Here is a 22,852-nt window from a genome sequence, read left to right as displayed (position 1 = left end):
CTATAATTGGTCACTGCAACTACTACTCACTACATCCGAAAGCAACAATGTTTACGAAAACTGTCGTATTTGTATAGTCGTTTTAAAAATGATGATGCTTTGTCTTTGTTAGGACTTTCTTCATGTGTTACATAAGTCCTGTCATATCTTCTTATTCCTGCCGATATACTTTACATGTTTATGACATTTGAAAAAAGGAGAGAGTGTATGATCAAAAAGATTAGTATGATTGTTTTGGCATTGTTCCTATTATTGCCGTCATGGAGTCAGGCTGGTTCTTGGAAAGAAGATCCTTCTGGGGTTCCTGGACAGTGGTATGTTGGTACGACTCCTTCTTATGTAGCTCCTTCAAAGCAACCGATCCTTTTTGTTCACGGTTTAAACAGCTCTTCTAACACTTGGTGGGATGACAATAATATGTACGATACCGCCTATCAGAACGGATATGAAACCGCTTTTATCGATTTATATCCCACAAAGAATATGTGGGACAACGGCGCACTCCTTGCACAGAAGATACGTGATATATACAACTATTACGGAGAAAAGGTGGTAATTGTCGCTCATAGTAAGGGTGGTATCGATACCCAGTCTGCTCTTGTTCACTTCGGTGCTTTTCCGTATGTTTCAAGGGTGATCACGCTTTCCACTCCGCATCATGGTTCTCAATTGGCAGATCTTGCTTACAGCAGTTGGGCGGGTTGGCTGGCAGGCATACTTGGCAACAAGAATGATGCCACTTACTCATTGCAAACAGGATACATGAGTTACTTCCGTGATGTAACAGATCAACATGCAAATGTGAGTAAAATTCCCATCTATACGTTTGGTGGCACGAAATGGGGGAGTTTTGGAGGTTCACTGTATTGGGGAGGATTATATCTCTCTGGATATGGAAGTAATGACGGGGCCGTTACGGTCAAAAGTTCAAGGCTTCCTTATGCTACTGAATTGAAGGTAGGGGATTGGAATCATTACTCTATCAAGGAAGGTTCATCTACGTTTAATTTGTTCAAGGATTATTTGAATGAAACGGCGATCCAATCTTCAGGAACTTTGAATCAAACCACAGAACGCAACTCAGCCTCCTATCATGATGCATCCTCGCTTATAAGAGGAGGGGAATATCAGGGGAAAACTCAAGAAAAAATACAAGTGGAAGAGGGGGCAACCTCGATCACCTTTGACTGGATGAGCAGCAGCCCTTCTTCTCGAATAATCCTGAAAGACCCAGGGCAGAAAGGCTATTCTTCTTTTACTGTGAAAAAAGACGGAAGTGATTATTTTAAAGGAGCCTATCACCACACTCTGACACTTCAAACTCCGATTGCTGGTGAATGGACACTTGAATCAACTTCTTCAAATCAAGAGCAATATCTATTGAACGTTTCCTTTGAAAGCAGCTTGAATGATGCTGTAATGGTAGATGTGAATCAAGATGAAATCAGTTTGAAGAAAAAGGATAGCAAGGTAAGCCTACAGCAGGACATGTCGATTGAATTTTATAAAAATGGGATGTTAAAAAAAGGGAAGTTGAAACCAAAGCAGAACGGTACATTCAAATTACCGAAATTGGGAGAAGGCGTCTATAATGTAACGATAGATTTGAACGGATCAAAAGGCAAAAATAGATTTAATCGGACATTGATTAAAACCGTTTATGTGGATGCAAATGGAAAGGTGTATGGAGAATAACAGATAGTATAGGAGAAGCCTATGGTGAGGGGCTTCTTTTTTTCATGGGAATGAACTGAATACAAAGTCTCGATTCAATAGTCAGGCAAAATGCTGGATACTTCTAATTGAAATAGGAACTACTATCCACACATTATTCCGTAATTCAGTCCTATTGTTTCATTTTATTGTATTTGAAAGGGTTTTATTGATGACAACTCTAAGTATATTAGAGAGACGAAATAAAGGAGGAATACATAATGAAGAAGAAATTAGTGATTGGAGCCCTTACAGGTGCTCTGGTAGCATCTGGAATCAGTTTGTCGACACCTGGTGTCAATGTTCTGGCAGGTGGACCGGATTACAATGGGAATGAGACGATTAAGAACGAGCGTCTTCATAGCTACGAAGAAATGGTGAAAATGCTTCAACATTTAGATCAGAAGTCTGACGCTCTTTCATTAGAAGTATATGGTCAATCTGTAAAAGGAAGAGATCTTTACCTCGCGAAATTCGGGAATAACGATGAAAATCCTACAGTTCTTTATTTAACACAGCAGCACGGGAATGAAGCGTTGACAACAGAAGGCGCCCTTCAATTCATCAAGCATCTTACTTCCAACTCACAAGAAGTGAAAGAGATGCTTGAAAACGTAAATATACTGGTCGCTCCCCGATTGAATGTCGATGGTGCTGAGGGGGATGTGGATTTTTCTCTGGATGACTATGTAGCGGGAACTCACACAAGATACAATGCGAATGAAGTGGACCTGAATCGTGATCATGTTGACCGTAACCAGCCTGAAACGAAGGCACTTCATGAAAATGTACTTCAGAAATATCGTCCTGATTATATGATCGACCTTCATCATCAAGGTGCAGAAACCACTCTTGGGGATACTGATGAGCTGGTATCTGGTTCGATTTTATATCCAACCAATGAAGATGTAGATCCTGAAGTGGTAGAAAAATCAAAGCAGCTGGGGGCAGTCTTATACAACACAGTAGAAAGCCGCGGATTCGGTACATTGTCAAAATACATCGGTGGCTCAGCTCCAACGATAAGCCGAAATGGCCTTGCGGTTGAATATGGGATTGCGACGCTTCTTTTTGAGATGAGAGGCATGGCCGATCATTATAGAGAAGATTATGTTCTTGGACAAAAGAGCAATGGATATCTTATAAAACAAGCGGTCATCAGTTTGGAAGCAACCGCAAAGGCGATTGCAGATGGTTCCATTGAGGAAGCGGATACATCATTCTGGGATACTCTACCCGAGAGCTCCTATAATAGAAGTGAGACTGAATAAGGTAAGAAGTGAATGAAGGTGCACATCCTGTAGAAGGATGTGCACCTCTTTTATAATAGGACAGGTTCAAAATCTTATTACATAATAAAACCTTTACAACTCTTTTCATGCTACACTTGAAATAAAATAGGAATGGAGGTGCCTAACGGATGTATGAGCATTTTGAAGTAACCATGACTCCTTTAAATCGAAAAAGGACTGTCCGTGTGTATCTACCGGAAGATTACCATGATGCAGCACCGAAAAGCTACAGAGTACTTTATATGCATGACGGACAAAACCTTTACCGTGATGAAGATGCTGGATATGGAATGGCATGGAGAATCGGGGAATACATAGAAAAAGAAAAGATGGAGCTTATTGTGGTGGGAATTGACTGCAATGAGGGATTGAACAGGCTCGACGAATATGGGCCATGGGAAAGCAGAGCGATGTCGGATGTGTTTTCAGCTGATCGAAAGTCGATCGGTGGGGAGGGAAAAGCTTATATCGAGTTCATCGTGAATGAATTAAAACCCATGATCGATCGCAAGTATCGGACCATTCCAGGAGAGACGAGCATGGCCGGAAGCTCCATGGGTGGATTGATCTCTACTTATGCAGCGTGTAAGTATCCACATATCTTTAAAAGGGTGGCTTCGATATCATCTGCCTACTGGTTTAACCAGGATGAAATTGAGAAGTATATAGAAGACAGCGATTTATCAGCAGTGGAGCGTTTTTATATGGATATCGGAACCAAGGAAAATACCGAATCGATCAATGATCTCACCTATATCGATTCAAGCAGGAAGGTCTATCGCTTACTCAAAGACAGCGTGCAGGATTGTCGGTTTGAGATTGTTGAAGGTGCTGAGCATAACGAAATGGCATGGAGAGAAAGGGTACCGAAGATCTTTGATTATTTGTTTAAGATTTGAGGAAAGACTTCCATATTGGGAGTCTTTCTTTATTTCACAATCATGACGGGACATTTTGCCCGCTTTGCTACTTTATGGCTTACACTTCCAAGAACCATTTCCTGAAAAGCGTTTAACCCGCGACTTCCGATGACAAGTGCATCAAATTCATGTTTATTCGCGTACTCCACTATAGTGGGTCCAGGTTCTCCATGTAAAAAGATGATTTCATACTGAATTCCATCATGTTTCGCTTTTTGCTCGATCATTTGAAGCTTTTGCCTGCGTTTGTCGCTCGCATCCATACCCCAATGATGCAGAACATCTTCTTTAGAGTGTTTTCCATCTATCACATATACAATATCGATTTTTGAACCATCCTGGCAATTTGCGAGAGCAATTGCTTTTTCTCCTGCCCGTAAGGCATGTTCCGAACCGTCTGTAGCAAGTAGTATCTTCCTGAACATAATTTGTCCTCCATCCCATGAAAGTGTTTACTATGTAGTTCTATTAAATTTTTCATAATCCTTTAAAGAAATCTATGTTTTTTTTACAAGTTATTGAAGGTGAGTAGAATGAGGGTGAAAACGGAAGTAAATAAGAGGTAAAAATAATTGATTGCGCTTTCATTGAGATTTCACAAATGTATTCATCCATTATATAATGTGCCTTGTGTCAAACGGCCCCGACTTTCATGAGAGTTGAAAGTCACAATTTAATAGGAAGAGGTGCATGATGATTTTGAGTGAAAAAGTAAAATATGAATGGTTTGGAAATGTGAAAGGGGATGTACTGTCAGGGATCGTAGTGGCCATGGCATTGATTCCTGAGGCGATTGCATTTTCCATTATTGCCGGAGTCGATCCGATGATTGGGCTTTATGCTTCCTTCTGTATTGCAGTGGTTATAGCATTCGTAGGTGGTCGACCAGGTATGATTTCCGCTGCAACAGGTGCAACGGCCCTTTTAATGACGACGCTTGTGGCTGATCACGGGTTACAATACTTACTGGCAGCAACCATCTTAACAGGGGTGATCCAAATTATCATGGGGGTCCTGAAGTTAGGACGTCTAATGAAGTTTGTGCCACGCTCTGTTATGGTTGGATTCGTGAATGCATTAGCTATTCTGATTTTCTCGGCGCAATTACCTCATTTTGTTGGAGAGTCATGGATGATGTACGCCATGGTAGCAGGGGCACTTGCCATCATCTACATTTTGCCTCGTTTCACTAAGGCAGTTCCATCTGCGTTAGTAGCGATCATTGCTGTGACGGTGTTTGCGGTGTTGACTGGAAGTGGTGTCCGTACAGTCGGAGATATGGGTGAGTTAACACAGACACTTCCTATATTTTTGATTCCGGATATTCCTTTTACATTCGAAACATTGCAGATTATCTTTCCATATTCCCTATCGATTGCGGTGGTTGGATTGGTAGAGTCACTTCTGACAGCTTCGATCGTAGATGATATGACAGATACATCAAGTGACAAGAACAAAGAGGCGAGAGGCCAGGGTATGGCCAATATCGTTTCCGGTTTCTTTGGAGGAATGGCAGGTTGTGCAATGATCGGACAATCCGTCATCAACGTGAAATCGGGAGGCAGAGGCAGACTTTCAGCCCTTGTAGCCGGAGTATTCTTAATGATTTTGATTCTAGTATTAAACGATTTCCTTGTTCAAATCCCGATGGCTGCACTGGTTGGTGTAATGTTTATGGTATCAATCGGTACGTTTGATTGGTCATCTCTAAGGAACCTGCATAAAACACCTTTCACTGATTCACTTGTGATGTTTGCAACGGTGGGGACTGTATTAATGACCCATGACTTATCTAAAGGTGTACTGGTAGGTATTATTCTAAGTGCGGTATTCTTCGCTTCTAAAATTTCGAAGGTCAAAATCACGTCTATGGCTTCGGGAGAAACTCACAAGAAGGTATACAGAGTGTCGGGACAGTTATTCTTTGCTTCTGTCACTGAGTTTGTAGACAGCTTTGATTTCAATGAAGATATCAGCGAAGTGACTCTCGATCTGACTCACGCTCACCTGTGGGATGATTCTGCAGTTGGAGCAATTGATAAAGTCGTAATCAAGTACCATCAAAATGGTGTAAAAGTCAATTTGACCGGATTGAACACGGAAAGTAATAAGTTAATTAATAATCTGGCTGTTCACAATAAGCCAGGTGGTTTAGATAAAGCGGCAAATCACTAAGAACGAACGAAAAGTCCTTGATCTGTGGATCAAGGACTTTTCTTATTTTTTGTGATAATGTGACATCATCAATGTAAATAACACATGAGCAGAGAAAATATCTCTGCTCATGGTTCTGTATTAATTGATTCCGACAGCGTTGAAGGAAAGTTTCACAGCATTGACTTCAGCTGACGTGCTTCCATATAAATCTGTAGCTGATTGAACTGCTGCTGCTCTTGCCTGGCTGAATGTGGAAGAGGCTGTAAGGTAAACAGTATTCATGCGGTAGTAAATATCTCCTAGCTTATCACGTCCGATTCCTGGGACTGTTACACCATAATGCGTACCACCTTCACTTAATAAGTAGGCTTGCTTGTTGATGATTCCGCTATTTGTATGAACCCCGCCGTTGTCAGCCGTTCCCGTATATCGTTTAGAATAATGGTCGGGATCCCCATATTTCGCGGGATTGCTCATAGAACGAAGGGCATCTCCGGAAGTGCCCGGCGTGTATATATCTTCACCAATTTCAAAGTCAGGATTAGATCCATTCTCATACTCGACCAACGTTCCAAAAATATCAGATATGGCTTCATTCAAAGCACCTGATTCATTCTGATAAACAAGGTCAGAAGAAGAGTCTGTAACCGCATGGGTGAGTTCGTGTGCAACGACGTCTATACCGCCTGATAGAGGGGCGAATGTAGTGCCATCACCGTCACCATATACCATCTGTGAACCGTTCCAGAATGCGTTGTTATACCCGCTGCTGTAATGAACGGAGGAGACTAACTTAGCACCTTGATTGTCATAGGAATTTCGATTGAAATGATCTTTATAATAATCATACGTGACTCCTGCGAAATAATGTGCGTCCACGGCTGGAGCGTCGTATGAAGCATTCAACACGTTATCACTATCTGACCATAAGGTCCCAGGTAAGAAAAATTGCGGGAAGAATGTACGGTTATTCATGTTGTATGTAAATATACCACTTCCCCTTGTATTATCCTGTAAATAGTACTTACCGCTAGAAAGAGTCGTGTTTAGTGGTTTTGTTTCTCCCAATACACCTTTACCGGTCCCAACTTGATTCGTTCCGCTGACTTCATGCATGTCATTGTATTTATTCAGGATCTCCCCTGTCCCCGCGTCTATAAAGTAATTCCAGTTACCAGGAGATGGTTCCAAGTAATTTATGTTTATAAAATAAGCGAATGCAGTCTGATCTCCATCTGTATATACGACTAGTTCCGGCTTTATATCTTTTTGTAATTTTGGATTGATGCCCAGATCAGCCTTAGCAAGCTTTGTGGCTTTCTTCGCACTTATTTTCTTTTTTGAGGATGACATTTTTTCATCCAGTTCTGCCACCACTGAGCCGGAAAACGCCTGGAGAACGCCATTTTCCTTCACGACTGCTGATTGTGTGGAACCCCAGACAGGAATACCTTGATACGTTTGCTGAATGCGGACGACTGTGTTTCCAAGGCTGTCCTTTTCTTCAGAAATCACCTTGAACTGCTCGTCTGCTTTTTGATTAGCAAGTTTGAATGTAGATTTGTTCTGATTTACAAAAGAAAGGACAATGGACTCAGCATCTTTTCCAGAAGGAGCGGATAAGAGACCCGATACAAATTCAGGTGTACCCGCTTTCTTATTCATTTGGAAATGTGCATTGCCAGCAGGTGCAGCAAGACTGCTTGTCGCCATCATTCCGGAAAGTATTCCCACCGATAGCCCCATACTCAAGATCTTTTTCTTTTTCATTCCAATTCCTCCTCTTTTTTCTAATAATTCAAACAAATTAAGAATATCACAGGATAGTCAAAGGCGGTATTGAGAAAATCCGGGACTATTTTCAGGTCAAAACCGCCTGTTAATAAGGTCAAATCTGGAAAATTTTCATGATAACACGGCATTTTCCAAAATTAAGAAATTTGTGATAATGAGAGAGGGACGGACCTCCAATTTCACATCAAATATTCGACTGAACCCTATTTATTGCTATAATTAACATTATTAGGGATCAAATATTGGAGGTCCGTCCCTCCAGTAAAGGGGGAGATGAATTGAGTACTTTGTATCTTTCGGGCGGTGGGGATAAGGAGCAGACATATGAGATTGACAGGGTGTTTGCGGGTGAGTTGGGCAGTGGAAAGCCATTATTATATGTTCCTATAGCGATGAATACAGCACATATTTCATACGAGGATTGTTATAAGTGGATATATAGTGTAATGGATCCATTTGGAATAACCGATATTACGATGTGGACGGACTTGAGGGGGAAGACTTCCAAGGATCTTATGAAGTTCGGAGCTGTTTATATAGGTGGTGGGAACACGTTCAGTTTGATGCACGATATCTTACAATCTGGATTCAGTTCTCAATTGACCACTTTCATAGATGAAGGTGGGCTGATCTATGGGGGAAGTGCCGGGGCCATAGTGATGGGAAGCCATCTTGCCACGTGTGAGCATATGGACAATAATGATGTTCAATTAAGGGACAGGAGCGGATTATCTTACTTGGGGGATTATTCTATATGGTGCCATTATGATACTTATAATGACGATCTGATTCACCGATTCATCGATACATATTCTAAGCCGGTCATAGCCCTTAATGAAGAGACAGGCTTACAAGTGAAGAATGGGAGAATGGAAATTATGGGTACAGAACCTGCTTATGTCTTTGATGTGGACAAGATGAAGAAAAGAGTTGAGCCGAAAGAGTTTTTCTCATTTTCTTAATAAGGTTCCGAACATGTAAGAAACGATTAGTGCAGAAAGAGGGAGACAAATGAAACAAAATATTTATGACGATCCCGTATTTTTCGAAGGGTATATGAATTTGCGAGAATCGGGAATAACTTATAACGACTTTCTTGAACAGCCGGCCATGAAAGAAGAGCTGCCGGACCTTATGGGGAAACGAGTAATGGATCTCGGATGCGGTACAGGCGAATTATCGAGATATTGTATTGAAATGGGTGCTTCATCGGTTATTGGAGTGGATATTTCCAGCAAGATGATCAATCGCGCACAGAAGGTCAATCCAAACGGAAAGATACAATATATCTGCTGTCCAATTGAAGAGATGAATTGGGATGGAGAGGCATTTGATGTTATCGTTAGTTCACTTTCCCTTCATTATATAAAAGACTACGATTCACTCGTTCGGAAGCTTCACACCGTTTTAAAGAGAGACGGGATATTTATTTATTCGATTGAACACCCAATCGTGACCGCCCGTAAAGACATGAATAACTGGTGGAGGGATGCTGATGGAGAACGGCTTCACTGGGCACTTGATCATTACCGTCTTGAAGGGAAACGGGAGCAGCATTGGTACGTGGACGGTGTCATTAAATATCACCGCACGATACCAACGTTGATTAATGGGCTGATCCAAAATGGCTTTATGTTGGAAAGGGTGCTTGAACCCATGCCTACTCCGGAAGGTTTGACTAAGATTCCTAGTCTGAAAAATGAAGAAAGACGACCATCCTTTCTGATTGTTACTTCGAGAAAATCCACTTGATCATAGAGAATAAAAGATTCTAAAGATAGTATTGACAGGATGAAGTTTATTCCCTTATAATTTCAATAATTTAAAATATTTCCAATTTGGTATTGATGAGAAGGTCATTGGTATTTAAGTGATGAACAGAGAGCCCTGTCGCTGGAAAAGGGCCATCATGGTAGTAATGACGAAAGGCTCGGAGCTATGTTCAAAGCTGCCCCACGCAGTGAAAACATCGGGAACTCCCGTTACAGAGTCCGGATATTCTGTATCCGTTAAGGTCGGTATGGTGACATGCCGGTAAACTGAGGTGGTACCACGAGACTCTCGTCCTCAAGATTCATTTCTTGAGGGCGGGGGTTTTTTACTTTTGATTTAGAGGAGTGTTTAGAAATGAACCCAGTATTATTGGATATACCAATGGTGATTGAAACTGAAAGATTAACATTAAGGATGCCCCGGCCCGGAGATGGCATTAAGGTGAATGCTGCGATTAAAGCTTCCTTATCTGAATTACAGCAGTGGCTCGGTTTTGCCCTAAGTAATCCTGAAGTGGAAGAGACGGAGTCAAACACCCGTCAAGCACATGCGAAATTTCTAACAAGAGAAAGTCTGAGATACCTGGTATTTTTGAAAAATACCGATGAGTTTGTCGGTTCAACCGGGTTTCATAATATCGACTGGAGTGTCCCGAAGTTGGAAATCGGATATTGGATCGACACCAGGATGAGCGGCTATGGGTATATGGTAGAAGCGGTCCGCGAATTAACAGAATTTGCTTTGACTGAGCTGGGTGGAAAAAGGGTGGAAATACGATGTGAATCCACGAATCATAAAAGCAGGGCGATTCCTGAAAGGCTTGGATATAAATTGGAGGGAATTCTTCGAAATGAAGACCTCTCCGTTGACGGAAAACGTTTAACGGACACCTGTGTATACGGGAAAATTGCTGAGAAATAGGAAGGAAGTATAGATACAATAAAGTGGTATGATAAGGAAAATTTTGCAAATTATCAATAGTTCGATAGAATGATAATGTTATTATTTTTACCATTTAAAGGAGGTTTTAGTATGCAACATTACTTATGTGAAACATGTGGAGTTCAATATGAAGAATCAATGGAGGTCCCCGAGCATTGCAAGATTTGTGAGGAAGAAAGACAATATGTAAGCCCAGCCGGTCAAAGCTGGACCACTTTGGAGAATATGAAGGGGGAGTCGTTCAGAAATAAGATCATCCTTGAGGAGTCAGGCTTATATAGTGTGAAAACAATGCCTGAATTCGCGATTGGTCAGACAGCATATCTCGTTCAGCAAGAAGGATTCAACCTTCTGTGGGACTGCATCTCCTATCTGGATGAAGAGACGATCAGTGAGATTACGAGATTTGGTGGCTTGGATGCCATTGCATTATCACATCCCCATTATTATTCCACACAGGTAGAGTGGGCGGAGGTTTTCGATGTGCCCATATATATCCATGAGGATGACCGGAAATGGGTAATGAGGGAAAGTGAAAGGATTGTTTATTGGTCGGGAGAGTCCCTGGAATTACATAATGGAATTACCATTCACCGTCTTGGCGGGCATTTCAAGGGCGGAGCGGTCCTCGAATGGAAAGAAGGTTTCAACAACAATGGAATCCTATTGACAGGGGATATCATCCAGGTTGTGGCTGATACGGAGTGGGTCAGCTTCATGTACAGCTACCCAAATCTCATCCCCCTTCCTGCGATGAAAGTAAAAGAGATGGCTGAGGTGGTAGGTAAATTGACTTTTGCCCGTCTATACAATGCCTTCCATCGGGTTGTGAAGGAAAATGCCCATGAAAGAGTTCAAATGTCTGCAGATCGATATGTGAAGGCGTTGGAGGGGGTATTGTTTGAGACGTGAAGAGTTTGGGGCATTTCGCTGGAATATCATCAACCTGATTCCACCTGATATGACATTCGGTTTTTATATGCATGACATGGGGACGGATTTTTCCGTTACAATCAACGAGGATGAATGGTTCCCGCTTGCAAGCATCGCAAAATGGATAACGGCCATACTTGTTTCGGGGCATGATTGTTCTGAAGTTAAGGAAGATGTCTATTTTGCTATTCGTGAACACAGCAATACGGCATATTCAAACCTGCTTCAAAAACTTCCTGATCAGCACCTGAATGAATTATTACAGGAGCTGGATATTGATTGTAAGGTTTCATCCCACAATCGTGATATTGTGAGCAATATCGGCACTCCGTCAGGAATATATAAAATGATGGAACCGTTATTTCATGAGAGGTTAAATCCGGATGATATAGAAAGTGTATTACAGGGGATGAAAGACCAGGATGATCCCGACGGTTTCCGATTTAACGATCAATGGTACCATATGACGGGTGGGTTAGAAGGAGTATGCAATGACGTGGGCTTCATAGAGGTAGATAGCAGGCGTATCGTAGTAATCGGTCTACTTCAATCCAAGGATCCTACTGTTCAATGGACCTCACTGGAAAAAGTGATGAACAGGATTGGCGAAGTGGTAATGGAGTATGTAGAAGAGATTCGCAGTCCTAATCGCTAAAAAATAGCCAGCTTCGACACCCTAAGCTGGCTGTGACATATCACCCAACGGACTAACCCATCCAGTCTTTTTTCAATAGACTGTAGGTTACAATGTCTTCGTAATGATCATACAGCCATTGACCATCACGGGTGATTCCTTCTTTAGTGAATCCCAGTCGTTCCGGGATTCCGATGCTTTTACTATTGTTGACAGCACACTGTATTTCTACCCTGTTTAGTTCCATCTCCTCAAATAGATAGTTTAATAGGGAGGAAACGGCACGAGTGATGATCCCTTTGCCCTGTGCGTCTTCGGAAAGGAGGTATCCGATACTAGTGCTTTTTGTTTTCCAATCAATGTAATGAAGCCCGATCATGCCGACTAGGTCACCTCTATAACGTATCCCTGCATCGAATCCGTTGTTATCTGCATAATTCCTTATCCAGATAGGAATGATGGGTTCCAAATCCTTTGGAGATTGACGTTTATCGACCCATAGAAGCCACTGGCGAAGATGTTCCCGGTTGGAATCAATCAGTTCGTAAAGCTCCTCTTTATGTTGCTGTTGAAATAATTCGATAGATATATCTTGATCAACGGTGAATGAAAACATGGAAAACATCTCCTTTTTGATATTTAGAAGATTATACCATATTAACTGTATTTAAAGGGATAGGTTGAAATATACTGTGAAGTAAAGAAATCTAAATTATAATAGAAGAAAACGATTCAAAGGAGGTGGTGACATGGTAATGAAAAGCTTCTTACCAGAGTCCCGTGCGTCTCATGCAAAGCCTGATATTAGAATGGCGATACTTTGCATGGGGCGGAATCTCATATAATCGCCCGAAAAAGTCATTTCTAGTAAGTCGGCTTTGCACCTTATTGACTGTATACATGAGAAAATAAGGAGCTGACCGAAATGAAATATGTAAAAGCTGAAAGTGTGTTACCTCAATCGTTGTTGAGCGAGATACAGAAATACGTTCAAGGAGAAACCCTTTATATCCCAAAAGAAAAAGAGAAGCACCAAAAATGGGGAAGCCTTTCCGGCAGTAGAAGGGTGATCGATCAACGAAATAAGGCTATCAAAGCTGCTTTTTCGAATGGAACGACCATTCCTGAATTAGCTGAAGAATATTATCTTTCCATTGAAACAATCAAAAAAATCGTATATCAGAAGCGCTGAATATTTCAGTGCTTTTTGTTATGGATAAATTAATTAGAAATGAAACGATACATATCCAACGTTTCATTCAAAGTTTATAGTATAAGTGTATCTTTGTTGCCAGCATTAAAAGGTACTCAACATAATGACAAATGTTTTAGGAGCGATTATGATGGAACCATTTATTCGGAATGATCAATATAATTTTATTACGTATCAAACACAGGTGTTGATCAATGGGTATAGAGCCGTGAATGACCTTGGTGTATTACAAGCATTGAAAGGTCTGGCGAAGGACAAAGTGCTGAATTTGTTCGGGGAATTGTCCCCTTCACAACAGCGGGTTCTTGAACACATCATTGAAATCAGGGATCAGGACCAAGCCGAGGATTATCTGATGGGGTTAAAAGCGTACGTAATCCCGTTTCAAACCCTTAGTGACGCGTCGGTCAAAAAACTATTCCCCAAGGTGAAAAAACTGAAGACACCAGACTGGAATCAAGTTGACGTAAAGAGTGTCTCCTACTTAGGATGGAATGATCATGCTCAAGAGAGAAAATACATTGTAGCAGAAAGCAATGGGAAACTGAAAGGGTTTAAAGGTACGTTTAAAAATAGCAGTAAGAAAGGGATATGCACGATCTGTCATTCTTTCGGAAGCATCGGGTTCTATATGTCTGAATCTAAAAAATCTGCTCATGGAACCTATGTGAAAAAGGGAAATTATATTTGTCAGGACAGTGATGAATGCAATGAAAAGCTGAAAGACAAAGAAAAACTGGAAGATTTCATCGAGAGAATCAACCTTTAACATGAATTCAAGGTTACCTTATTACGGAATTCCAATTCTTCACAACACTTATAAATCCCTTGAAACATTCCTATACTTTAAGTAGTATAGATAAGTAGAAAATTGTAGAGTTTTGAAATGAGGGTTTTAAATGGAAAAGAAATCCATATATGGATTAACATTAGATCAACTGACGTCTTGGCTCGTTGAAAACGGACAAAAAAAATTCCGCGCATCTCAAGTGTGGGACTGGTTATATAAAAAAAGAGTGACAAACTTTGCGGATATGAAGAACCTGAATTCAGACTGCGTTCAGCTTCTGGAGGAGAACTTCTATCTTCACACGCTCACTCAGGAAATCAAGCAGGAATCAAAGGATGGTACGATCAAATTCTTATTCAAGCTTGACGATGGAAACCTGATTGAAACCGTATTGATGCGATTCAACTATGGCTTGAGTGTGTGTGTCACGACACAGGTAGGATGTAATATTGGTTGTACATTCTGTGCAAGTGGACTGTTGAAGAAGAATCGAGATTTATCAAGCGGAGAAATTGTTGAACAGATCATGAACGTGCAGCACCACCTCGATGAAGCAGGTAACGGAGAACGTGTCAGCCATATCGTGGTGATGGGAATCGGTGAGCCATTCGATAACTATGATAATATGATGGACTTCTTCCGTGTAGTGAATGACCAGAAAGGTCTTTCCATCGGTGCGCGTCATATTACCGTTTCCACTAGCGGACTGGCAGATAAAATTTATAAATTTGCCGATGAAAATATTCAAATCAACCTGGCTGTCTCACTTCATGCACCTAACAATGAATTGCGTACAAGAATCATGAAAATCAATCGTGCGTATCCGTTGGAAAAACTCATGCCGGCCATCGATTATTATCTAGAAAAGACCAATCGCCGGATCACATTTGAGTATATTCTATTAAGTGATGTGAACGATCATAAAGAAGAAGCCCTACAGCTGGCAAAATTGCTGAAAAATAAGCGTCACCTTTCATACGTGAACCTGATTCCTTATAATCCGGTTGACGAACATAACCAATATCAACGAAGTACAAAAGAAGCGATCGTAGAATTTTACGGTACTTTACTCGAACACGGGATTAACTGTGGAGTGCGCGTAGAGCAGGGTACGGATATCGATGCTGCCTGCGGTCAGTTGAGAAGTAAGCAGATTAAGAAAGATAAAGTAAAATCGTAAAAGATTTTTATGGAGCACATGAAACTCTCAAGGAGATTCATGTGCTTTTTTAATGTGAATTTTCCTTTATTTGTAAAAAGACGCTATTCACATAGGTTTTGACGCAATTCCAGGAATTATGACGCAATAAAATAAGTAATGACGCAATCAAGAGAAAAAATGACGCAATTACGGTGATCAACTAACTAGTTCCTCGTTTCAATAGGCATCTACTTAGGCTATTTTCCTATAGAAGCAAGAAAATATCCCAGTTTACTACCGAATCTTCAAAAAACGTATGATGAACACCGTATTTAAATGAAATGGAAATACAATTCGAATTATATTGAATTATATATTCAGTAATTATAGAATGTACATAGAAAGAAATTTTTGGATGAGAGGTGTTTCAATGTGGATGTGCTCCATATGACCAGTCGGAAAAGAGAAACATACGACGTGAAAATAGAAGCTTCCTTGCTATGGGAATGTGCACTAGGGATTGCTGCCATCACCAATACCAGGCTCATTGATACGTTAGAAAGACCCAAAGCATCATGGGACAAGTTAAAAAAGTCCCTATCCCGTTCCCTGATTCAGGATTTGGATTATGTAGAAAAGAATAATACATGGAAATCCCTTCTTCTGTTATTGCATCAAAAAGAATTTCAAACCCTGCATGAGTTCATCACATATGTGGATGCTTTGGAAGAGGAAGAAATCATTTTCCTTTGTATTCCCTACATAGGGCTAAAATTTCAGGAATTTCGAATGCTCGCTTCAAAAGGGGATATGGCATCACGGGACAGATTGAAAGAACAGACGGAAGATAACCCGTATTATCCAGGCTATATTGAATTCATTTGCACTACAAATGTGAACAACCTCAAGAAGCATTTAATGAGTGTAATGACCCGTTGGTATGAAGAGGTGATTTTACCTGAACAAGAGACACTAGCTGCCATATTGACAAGGGATAGACAGTCTAAGAAAGAGATGAGTGAAAAGCTCAATTCTGAGGCTTTAGTGGAATGGGCAACTGGCGGTATCACCTATTTAGCTGAACCGGCTGTCCATACAGTACTCCTCATCCCCCAGGCGATTTATCGACCTTGGAATGTGGAAGGGGATATTGAAGGCGTAAAGGTGTTTTATTACCCGGTAGCCAATGAGAGTATCTATCCGGATGAGCAGGATATGCCAAATTATTTCCTCGTTCAAAAACATAAAGCTTTAGGAGATGAGGCGCGCCTTCGGATGGTGAAATTGTTGAAAAGGTCGGAGCGAACCTTGCAAGAAATCACCAATGAACTGAATATGGGGAAATCCACGGTCCATCACCATTTGAAAATCCTCAGGTCTGCAAGGCTCGTTGATACCCACGAAGGAAAGTATCATTTGAAAGAGAATGCTGTTCAATCATTATCGAATGAATTGATGCACTATTTAACGAAATAGTAGGGGGAACGGAGATGGGAGAGCCTGCAGTCAGGCACAATCAACAGGATGGCTTCCCGCCCTTAAAGAAAAACTATTCTGTTTTCAGGTTTATGGGCGGGAATCTGATATCCTTTTTCGGAGATCAAATTTATTTAATCGCAATTCCTTTGATGGTATTATCGATCACTGGTTCACCAGTGAGTATGGGGGTAGTGGCAGCTCTTGAACGGTTGCCAATTCTACTGCAGCCATTTGCCGGAATCTTGTCTGATCGATTTAACCGAAAACACCTGCTCCTGGCATGTGATTTGGGACGATGTATACTTGTTGGCGCGATCGGGGTTTTATTTATAGTAGGTGCTCTGGAGATCTGGATGGTGTATCCAGTGGTATTCGGGATTGGATTACTGAGCCAACTCTACAATACATCACAATTTGCCTCGATTCCGGTCCTGGTTAGAAAAGAAGATCTTCAGGCTGTCAATTCACTGAATTCAGGGATATTCAATTTGGCGGTTTTTTTAGCACCTGGTTTGGGCGGATTGATTCTTTCCTTCTATAATCCAGGGTATGCCTTACTGATCAACAGTGTCAGTTTCCTGGTTTCTTTCTTTGCAGTTGCGAGTCTTCGCATGAAAGAGAAGGAAAGAGTCTCAACCGGTACATCCATATGGGGTGGAATCCGAGAGGGATTTGAATTTGTCGTTAAGACCAAACCCATTTTTTATACCAATCTGGCTATGGTAACATCCGTTTTTGGAACGACTTTGTTTCTTACATTACTAGTGTTTCACCTGAAAGATTCCATCCATCTAAACACGGTCAAGATAGGATGGTTATTATCAATGGGTGGTGCAGGAGCCATTCTCGGAGCAGTTTCTTCTAGCCTCTTTCGTAAGCATTTTTCTTATCGCAGTATTTTATTTACTGCATCTGTAGTCGGAGGGCTTTCGATTCTCTGTTTCGGATTGATGGAATCCTTTTTGTGGCTTGTCTTCATGAATGCGGTCGGCACGTTTTGTGCATCAATGATGAGTCCGTGCATCCTTACTATCCGGCAAACGTTGACACCAGATCACTTGTTGGGAAGGGTTCAGGCAACTTGCCGTCTCATGACGTGGATCTTTATGCCACTTGCAGCCTTTTTGGCAGGCGTGTCAGCAGAAGCCATAGGAACAAACCAGACTATCACGCTTGCCGGGGCCATCTCGACTCTCGCCTCTATCCCCTACTTACATCGTAGCTTAAAAGATAAATAGAGGGACGGACCTATCATATTATTTTATGGTACGATAAAAATAGACTTATAGCGGGGAGAATTGAAATATGATAACGGAAGCACAATTGAAAGAATCATTAACGGGTATTGATTTTACACAGCCAGAATACATAAAAGAATTGAATTTGGATGCATTATTGAAAGAAATGATCCACAATATTGGATCCACCGACGGGGAACTAAGGGATAAATTGATTTATACAAGCTTTTACAGAATGATGGAAGGAAATCACCTGTCACCTGAACAAATGCTATTTCTGTTTGATACGTGTATGGACGAACACCATTTGTTTTGCGGGATTGGAATGAAGGAAGATGACTCGGTTTTCACAAGGGCATTCTCATCATTGGTCCTGGCGTTGCTTCTTGATAAGGACCGGACAACATCCTTTATGCCCGTTGAAAAGGTCACTTCAGCATTTGAGGCGTGTTTCGACTATTTAGAGAGGGAAGCAGACACTCGCGGATATGTAGAAGGGAAAGGTTGGGCGCACAGCATTGCACACGGAGCGGATTATTTAGTGGAAGTGATCAAACATCCTGCCTTTCCTAAGGAGTTTTACAAAAGAAGTCTACGCGTAATAGAAACCTGTTTATTCAAGGATGTTACTTATATAGATGAAGAGGAAGGACGATTATTTTATGCCATAGAATCCCTTCTTGATAAGGGAATGGCTGAAGAAGATCTATATTTATGGCTCACTGGATTGTCCAGTACAGTGAACAGGCTATATGAGGAAGAAGGTTATTCCATCCCTTTCTTTAGAAAGAAAATGACAATCGAACAATTCTATAAAACAAGTTATTTCCGACTTAAATGGAAAGCTGAAGGAAGCAAATCAATGGATCATATTGATGCTGTACTGAAGAAGTGGCACAGGCACGATTACAGCTAAGAGGAGGGGCAGACGATGCAACCGAAGCATTACGACATAACCATCATAGGCGCAGGTGTGAGCAGTGTGTTCCTTGCGTATACGTTGATGAAACAAAATGAGCATGTATCCATTCACATGGTTGATATAGGGAAAGAACTGAGTGAGCGTGTGTGTGGATTGGATCAAGGTAAAGAGTGTACATGCAAAGGGCAGTGCTGCAAATATATCGGTTTTGCCGGTCTTGGGAAATCAGAGGGGAAATTCAATTATACGAATGACTTCGGTGGAGAGCTTGGCAGGAAGATCGGAAAGCAGTCCACCCTTGAATTGATGAGAGAAGTGGACGAAATCCTTTGCGAGTTTGGCGGTAATGTCATCCCTTCCTACAGTACCAGGAATGAGATCCTTTCAGACAGGGCTGCGAAGGTGGGATTAAAGATGCTATCAACAGAGGTTCGTCATTTGGGGACACGTTTGGCGAATGAAGTTTTTCAAAAAATGTATGAGGTCCTTAAGAAGCAGGTCTCTTTCAGTTTTGAAACCACCATTGATACCATCTCAAAACATGAAGACGGCTTTCACATTCAATCAGATAATGAGAAGTTTACCACTGGAAAAGTAGTGATTGGAACTGGAATGAGCGGTAGCGCCTGGTTGAAAAAACAAACTGAGTCTTTGGGGCTGCATCCCGGTGAAACTCGTTTGGATTTAGGCATTCGCGTAGAAATGAAAGGCAATCAGCTTCATTCGATCCTGCAGGATACGTTTGAAACGAAGCTGAAGATTGAAAGAGAAACGTTCAGTGCTACCACCTATTGCATGAATCCCCGTGGGAGGATCATTCGTAAACACCAGCATGGTGTAGTGATGCCGGATGGACAAAATGCCCGTGAAGAAGATACACCGAGCGCAAATCTAAATTTCAGCTTATTTGTTCCAAGCTATTTTCCTTCACATGATCAGGCGATGGACTATGCAGTAAACATCATCGGAGGCATCAATCAAGGACGAGAGCGGATTGTTGTTCAAAGGCTGGAAGATTTTCAATTCAATAGAAAGACAACATCACTTCAAGAAAATAGTGTAGGTCCGTCCCTCAATGGGGAATGCGGGAGTGTAAGGGAGGAGGTTCCGGAATTGTACGGGATGGCACTTGAGGAGTTTCTTGCTTGTGTGGAAGATCTCATCGGTGAGAGGGTACACCCTGATACGCTTTTATACGGTTTGGACGCGAAATTCTATGAGCCTAAATTGCCGACAAAAGAGAACTTTGAGACAGAAGTGTCGAATCTGTACTTGATAGGGGATTGCTCTGGAGAAACACATTCCTTATCTCAGGCAGCGGCTAGCGGCATATATTTAGGAAAGTATTTAGGGAACGAAAATGCCAAAAATTGATAAATTTAGAATAATTTGAAACCTTTCTGTTTGTTCTTTCGTATTAGTAGGGAAGTGTAGGCAGAAAGGTTTTTTTATGGAATTACGAGTGGAGAAAATCAGTAATGAACTTGAGAGGAGTAAAGAGCATCCACCTAAGAAGCAGATGAGTATGTATTCTTTCTTTCGACTAATAGGAATTTTTATTTTCGTTGGATGGGGAGTCATGTTCTTCACAGTCCCGCTGGATCTCAACGAGGATTTTGAATGGGTTCAAGTCATCCATGTAGATAGGAACATGGTAGGAGAATTCTTTCTATGCCTCATCACAGTGGGATTCATTTATTTTGGGTTAGTATATTTTCATTTTAAAAGAGGAGGGGGAAGAAAACCGATATTAATATCCCTTTTATGTCTCGGAATAATTGATGGTATCTTATTTTACCTTACCCTCTAAATTTAATGATGAACGGAGGTAAACCCACATGTATTACTACTTCAACATTTTACTAACTATTATCATCCTTATCATAGGAACTGGAATTGCTTTCTTCATTGACCAATTCAGCAGAATGTTAGAAAGAGTTATTCCTGCAAAATTCCTCTCCATTACAATTGTCTTCATCCTATTTACGCTAATGGCGGCTGCTACGATAATGGCCAGCTCTATGGGAGGATGGGGTCTGATGGATACTGCGTTCATATTAAGTCTCTGTTTCTTCGCACTGGGATGGTTCACCAATATCTCTAAGCGCGCAGGAATTAATCAGGCTTCAACAGCCGCTAAGTTCATAACCAATAATCAGTTTAAATATGAATATGAATCTGTGAGTTCTTCTAATAAGAGTCCCTATTTCGTTGCCAGTCTGCTGTTTTTTGTTTTGAGTTGGGGGATTTCTTTTTGGATGGCGTATACGTAGAGAAACTGGATTATTCACTGTATGACGGTTTCAAATTACTAGATAAAAGGACGTGTAAATATGTTGGAAATTTTTACTTACAATTGGCAAGTAAGGGATGATTGGTTTGAATGGTGCAGGGACATTGATCCTGAAGAGTTATTGAAAGAGCGTACAGGAGGGATGGGGAGCATTTTAAAGAACCTCTTTCATGTAGCGGATTGTGAACAAATTTGGATGAACCAGCTGCAGGGGACACCTGTTATAAGAAAGGATCTTCACAGCATTTCGACACTTGATGAAGTCATTGGATTTTCCAGAGAGACTCGTCAACAGACAGAAAACATTCTCTCATTATGGACACCTGCCTATGAAAAAAAGGAATTCACGATGACATCCAAGTCAGGTAACTCATACACTTTTACATACAAAAAGGTACTTCAGCATATTGTGACACACGAGATCCATCATATGGGCCAATTATCTGTATGGGCAAGGGAGATTGGAATAAAGCCTGTGTCGAGTGATTTGATATTTAGATAATGTGAATCAAATGTATAAAATAAGATTCCGTAATATGAAGAAAGGATGGTACATATGAAATTTGTATTCGACTTAGATGGAACGATTTGCTTTAAGGGGGAGCCAGTATCAGAAAGAATTGTCCAATGCTTGCTCGAATTGAAGTCATGTGGACACGAACTATATTTTGCATCAGCCAGACCGATCAGGGATATGCTTCCCGTCCTGGATGTGAGATTGCATTCTTTTCCATTAATCGGAGGGAATGGATCTCTTCTTTATCATGAAGGAGAAATCGTGCACTCAACTTCCTTTCAGGATGAGGACCTTGGGAAGATACTTGAATTAATCCATCGATATGAAGCCACTTATTTAATCGATAGTGAATGGGATTATGCTTACACTGGTCCAAACAATCATCCCATCCTTGATTTTCTGGACCCAGCGAATCTGGCCCAATCCCTGCCAGTTGCATCGTTGAATTCAATCGTGAAGATTCTGTTGTTAACATCCACTCATTTTCAAGATCTAACAAAACAATTGGAACAAATGGATATTGTTCTGAACATCCATGGGAATGAAAATGTAGTGGATATCAGTCCAGCCAATATACATAAATGGAGTGCGCTCTCGACATTTGGAGTCAAGGCAGAGAACTATATAGCATTCGGCAATGATGCAAATGATATGAGTATGTTCAGCAATGCGAAGCATTCTGTCATGATAGGATACCATGATGGACTTTCTGACATTGCCGATGAACAGATTCCTCTCACTGGTGATTTTGAAGATGAGATCATTAAAAAACTAAAGGAATTGTCTTATACATACAGCGAAATAAGAAAATAAAAAAGCTGGAAAAGGGGTAGCTTCCCTTTTTACCAGCTTTTCGTCTTTTAATAAGGCTGTTTTCGCAAAGATTGTTGCTATACGCATACAAACTAAAATTTACGATGCTCTGTTATTTAGGTTGTAGTACAGGAGGGTGAAGGGAACAGTCCCGCTTTCCACGGACGTTCGGCCGAGCCTCCTCAGCAAAAAATGCACTGGACCCATAAAGTTGGACACTTATTTTCTATGCAGCTAATTCGGTGTTAACCCGATAAGCTACCGGACTTTTTCGTTTTAACCTTGATT

General features: G+C 41.1%; 23 protein-coding genes. 20 read left to right on the top strand and 3 right to left on the bottom strand.

What is annotated here, in order from left to right:
* Positions 1–207: 207 nt before the first annotated feature.
* The 3 genes from ACIGG7_RS21025 to ACIGG7_RS21015 all read left to right on the top strand — a co-directional run bounded on the left by ACIGG7_RS21025 (position 208) and on the right by ACIGG7_RS21015 (position 3,904).
* Positions 208–1,695 (top strand): esterase/lipase family protein, encoded by a 1,488-nt coding sequence (locus ACIGG7_RS21025; RefSeq protein ID WP_397550950.1) that lies wholly within the window; start codon positions 208–210, stop codon positions 1,693–1,695.
* Between the two features lie 239 nt (positions 1,696–1,934).
* Positions 1,935–2,984: a M14 family metallopeptidase gene (locus ACIGG7_RS21020; RefSeq protein ID WP_397550949.1), complete on the top strand. Its 1,050-nt coding sequence runs from the start codon at positions 1,935–1,937 to the stop codon at positions 2,982–2,984.
* Between the two features lie 149 nt (positions 2,985–3,133).
* Positions 3,134–3,904 (top strand): alpha/beta hydrolase, encoded by a 771-nt coding sequence (locus tag ACIGG7_RS21015; protein ID WP_397550948.1) that lies wholly within the window; start codon positions 3,134–3,136, stop codon positions 3,902–3,904.
* 29 nt (positions 3,905–3,933) lie between these two features.
* Here the strand turns inward: ACIGG7_RS21015 and ACIGG7_RS21010 are convergent, their stop codons facing one another.
* Positions 3,934–4,350 carry a universal stress protein gene (locus tag ACIGG7_RS21010; RefSeq protein ID WP_397550947.1) on the bottom strand — a complete coding sequence of 139 codons (417 nt, stop codon included), beginning with the start codon at positions 4,348–4,350 and terminating at the stop codon, positions 3,934–3,936.
* 265 nt (positions 4,351–4,615) lie between these two features.
* On the opposite strand from ACIGG7_RS21010, the gene ACIGG7_RS21005 reads away from it, so the two are divergent.
* Complete coding sequence (locus tag ACIGG7_RS21005; protein ID WP_224940944.1) at positions 4,616–6,100, top strand: SulP family inorganic anion transporter; 1,485 nt, start codon at positions 4,616–4,618, stop codon at positions 6,098–6,100.
* Positions 6,101–6,220: 120 nt separating this feature from the next.
* Here ACIGG7_RS21005 and ACIGG7_RS21000 read toward each other — a convergent pair whose 3' ends face one another.
* A complete protein-coding gene (locus ACIGG7_RS21000) occupies positions 6,221–7,852 on the bottom strand; it encodes a M4 family metallopeptidase (RefSeq protein ID WP_397550946.1) in 1,632 nt (543 codons plus the stop codon).
* Positions 7,853–8,154: 302 nt separating this feature from the next.
* Here ACIGG7_RS21000 and ACIGG7_RS20995 point away from each other — a divergent pair, with 302 nt between their 5' ends.
* The 6 genes from ACIGG7_RS20995 to ACIGG7_RS20970 all read left to right on the top strand — a co-directional run bounded on the left by ACIGG7_RS20995 (position 8,155) and on the right by ACIGG7_RS20970 (position 12,179).
* Complete coding sequence (locus ACIGG7_RS20995; protein WP_397550945.1) at positions 8,155–8,838, top strand: Type 1 glutamine amidotransferase-like domain-containing protein; 684 nt, start codon at positions 8,155–8,157, stop codon at positions 8,836–8,838.
* Positions 8,839–8,887: 49 nt separating this feature from the next.
* Positions 8,888–9,628, top strand: coding sequence for a class I SAM-dependent methyltransferase (locus tag ACIGG7_RS20990; protein ID WP_397550944.1), 741 nt, complete (start codon positions 8,888–8,890; stop codon positions 9,626–9,628).
* 157 nt (positions 9,629–9,785) lie between these two features.
* A complete protein-coding gene (locus ACIGG7_RS20985) occupies positions 9,786–9,914 on the top strand; it encodes a hypothetical protein (protein ID WP_263628070.1) in 129 nt (42 codons plus the stop codon).
* Positions 9,915–10,003: 89 nt separating this feature from the next.
* Positions 10,004–10,570 (top strand): GNAT family N-acetyltransferase, encoded by a 567-nt coding sequence (locus ACIGG7_RS20980; RefSeq protein WP_397550943.1) that lies wholly within the window; start codon positions 10,004–10,006, stop codon positions 10,568–10,570.
* 111 nt (positions 10,571–10,681) lie between these two features.
* Complete coding sequence (locus ACIGG7_RS20975; RefSeq protein ID WP_397550942.1) at positions 10,682–11,503, top strand: MBL fold metallo-hydrolase; 822 nt, start codon at positions 10,682–10,684, stop codon at positions 11,501–11,503.
* A complete protein-coding gene (locus ACIGG7_RS20970) occupies positions 11,493–12,179 on the top strand; it encodes a serine hydrolase (protein ID WP_397550941.1) in 687 nt (228 codons plus the stop codon). Before ACIGG7_RS20975 ends, ACIGG7_RS20970 begins: the two co-directional genes overlap by 11 nt.
* A 52-nt stretch (positions 12,180–12,231) precedes the next feature.
* Here the strand turns inward: ACIGG7_RS20970 and ACIGG7_RS20965 are convergent, their stop codons facing one another.
* Complete coding sequence (locus tag ACIGG7_RS20965) at positions 12,232–12,774, bottom strand: GNAT family N-acetyltransferase (protein ID WP_397550940.1); 543 nt, start codon at positions 12,772–12,774, stop codon at positions 12,232–12,234.
* Positions 12,775–13,083: 309 nt separating this feature from the next.
* Between ACIGG7_RS20965 and ACIGG7_RS20960 the strand changes: the two genes are divergently transcribed.
* The 10 genes from ACIGG7_RS20960 (at position 13,084) to ACIGG7_RS20915 (ending at position 22,564) form a co-directional block, all read left to right on the top strand.
* Positions 13,084–13,350, top strand: coding sequence for a CD3324 family protein (locus ACIGG7_RS20960; RefSeq protein WP_224940936.1), 267 nt, complete (start codon positions 13,084–13,086; stop codon positions 13,348–13,350).
* 148 nt (positions 13,351–13,498) lie between these two features.
* A complete protein-coding gene (locus ACIGG7_RS20955; RefSeq protein ID WP_397550939.1) occupies positions 13,499–14,140 on the top strand; it encodes a FusB/FusC family EF-G-binding protein in 642 nt (213 codons plus the stop codon).
* A 130-nt stretch (positions 14,141–14,270) separates the two neighbouring features.
* A complete protein-coding gene (gene rlmN, locus ACIGG7_RS20950) occupies positions 14,271–15,341 on the top strand; it encodes a dual-specificity RNA methyltransferase RlmN (protein WP_224940934.1) in 1,071 nt (356 codons plus the stop codon).
* A gap of 393 nt (positions 15,342–15,734) precedes the next feature.
* Positions 15,735–16,778: an ArsR/SmtB family transcription factor gene (locus ACIGG7_RS20945; protein ID WP_397550938.1), complete on the top strand. Its 1,044-nt coding sequence runs from the start codon at positions 15,735–15,737 to the stop codon at positions 16,776–16,778.
* Positions 16,779–16,792: 14 nt separating this feature from the next.
* Positions 16,793–18,019: an MFS transporter gene (locus tag ACIGG7_RS20940; RefSeq protein WP_397550937.1), complete on the top strand. Its 1,227-nt coding sequence runs from the start codon at positions 16,793–16,795 to the stop codon at positions 18,017–18,019.
* A gap of 67 nt (positions 18,020–18,086) precedes the next feature.
* Positions 18,087–18,935 (top strand): DUF2785 domain-containing protein, encoded by an 849-nt coding sequence (locus ACIGG7_RS20935; protein WP_397550936.1) that lies wholly within the window; start codon positions 18,087–18,089, stop codon positions 18,933–18,935.
* A 15-nt stretch (positions 18,936–18,950) separates the two neighbouring features.
* The gene (locus tag ACIGG7_RS20930; protein WP_397550935.1) at positions 18,951–20,315 is read left to right on the top strand and encodes an NAD(FAD)-utilizing dehydrogenase; all 1,365 of its coding nucleotides are present in this window, start codon (positions 18,951–18,953) and stop codon (positions 20,313–20,315) included.
* Positions 20,316–20,779: 464 nt separating this feature from the next.
* Positions 20,780–21,214: a hypothetical protein gene (locus ACIGG7_RS20925; RefSeq protein ID WP_397550934.1), complete on the top strand. Its 435-nt coding sequence runs from the start codon at positions 20,780–20,782 to the stop codon at positions 21,212–21,214.
* Positions 21,215–21,274: 60 nt separating this feature from the next.
* Positions 21,275–21,736: a DinB family protein gene (locus ACIGG7_RS20920; RefSeq protein WP_397550933.1), complete on the top strand. Its 462-nt coding sequence runs from the start codon at positions 21,275–21,277 to the stop codon at positions 21,734–21,736.
* A 54-nt stretch (positions 21,737–21,790) separates the two neighbouring features.
* Entirely contained in the window at positions 21,791–22,564 is a 774-nt protein-coding gene (locus tag ACIGG7_RS20915; RefSeq protein WP_397550932.1) for an HAD-IIB family hydrolase, read from the top strand.
* Positions 22,565–22,852 lie beyond the last annotated feature (288 nt).

This window comes from Rossellomorea sp. NPDC077527 (genome assembly GCF_044542955.1).
In the GTDB taxonomy this organism is placed as follows: Bacteria; Bacillota; Bacilli; order Bacillales; family Bacillaceae_B; genus Rossellomorea; species Rossellomorea aquimaris_E.
The sequence above is the reverse complement of the archived record's forward strand: the minus strand, read 5'-3'. Positions and strand labels throughout refer to the sequence as shown.